Origin of the sequence: Mammaliicoccus sp. J-M40 (assembly GCF_022386395.1) — a bacterium.
Classification (GTDB): domain Bacteria; phylum Bacillota; class Bacilli; order Staphylococcales; family Staphylococcaceae; genus Mammaliicoccus; species Mammaliicoccus lentus.
The window spans coordinates 1-1,362 of sequence record NZ_JAJNIQ010000032.1; the positions used below are offsets into that span (position 1 = coordinate 1).

The 1,362-nt window shown below is 31.2% G+C and carries 1 protein-coding gene; it reads right to left on the reverse strand.

All coding sequences use genetic code 11. The features are described 5' to 3' along the window. Positions 1 to 97: 97 nt before the first annotated feature. Positions 98 to 1,264 carry an IS256 family transposase gene (locus LQ688_RS13875; RefSeq protein ID WP_064205432.1) on the reverse strand — a complete coding sequence of 389 codons (1,167 nt, stop codon included), beginning with the start codon at positions 1,262 to 1,264 and terminating at the stop codon, positions 98 to 100. Positions 1,265 to 1,362 lie beyond the last annotated feature (98 nt).

A 1,362-nucleotide genomic window follows, 5' to 3' on the forward strand; every position in this document is an offset into this window, starting at 1 on the left:
TTGGTTTTTTAGAATGTATTAACAAAATAAATCTGTTTGATTTTTAGCAGATTCATTTTGTTAATCTCTACTTATTTTTCAAAAATAAGTAGTAAGTTTAAGGAATAAAAGGTCTTTTAGCATTATCTAGATTTTCTTGAATATCCATGAGTAATGCACCAATTAATCTAAAAGCTGAGTCTAGGTTAGGGAAAGTCTTAATGACTTTCTCTCTTTTTCTAAGCTGCATATTTATATTTTCAATAGAGTTAGTAGTTCGTATATTCTTATGGTGTTGTGCTGGAAATCTATAAAACTGTGTGGCATCTTCGAAGCCCTGATCTAATATATTTAAAGCTTCTGAATACTTAGGATTATTTTCATACTTAGTTACAAATTCATTTTTACTTTCAAGCGCATGTTGATATGTAGGAGCTTGAAAAATAGATTTAAGTAATGTTCTTGCCTCTTGTGAATTCTTTTTTGGGAATCTTTCAATGATGTTTTTAAGAAGATGAAATGTACAACGTTGCCAAGTTGAATCTATAAATTGTGATTTAATAGACTTAATAAGACCAGAATGTGCATCAGAAATAATGAGCTCAGGAGTTGTGAGGCCACGCATTCTTAAATCTTCAAAGAACTCAGACCAAGCCTGTTCAGATTCTTGATTAGAAATTTTAAAACCAATAATTTCACGTCTTTTAAGTTCATTTACTCCCATAGCTATATAAACGCCTTTAGAAACTATTTTATTATTCTCTCTAACTTTAATATGCATGGCATCAACAAATACATATCTGTACTGATGACTAGTAATAGGTCTACTCGACCACTTTTGAATATCGGGGTCAATATTTTTCATAACTTCTGAAATCGTAGATTTCGAAACAGATTTACCTGCCAGAGCCTCTACAATTTTCGTGATGTTTCTAGTTGAAACGCCATTAATATAAGCTTCTATCATCGCTAAAATCAGTGATTGATCAGAGCGAGAATATTGATCAAAAACTTCAGTTGTAAATTCGCCATCACGCGTTCTAGGTACTTTTAAATGAAGTGTTCCGACTGGAATCATAAAATCACGTTCATAGTAGCCATTTCGTTGTGCAATCCTTTCAGGATGCTTTTGTTTGAAATCAGCGTTCACAAACTGATCTCTTTCCATTTCCATATAAGCATTTAATACAGTTACAGCTATACTTTTCATAGCAGTATTTAAATTACTTTCTAAAATAGCACTTGCCAATTCTTCAAAGTCTACGTTAATATTTAACTGAGTCATATATAGGTCACCTCTACAATATTTTCTTAGTCGATTACATTGTACTAAAGTGAGCTATATTTGGCTCTTTTTTTATTACACAATTATATGGACATATT

Excerpts from the sequence above, each read along its gene's own strand:
- LQ688_RS13875 (WP_064205432.1), bottom strand. The coding sequence starts at position 1,264 with ATGACTCAGTTAAATATTAACGTAGACTTTGAAGAATTGGCAAGTGCT.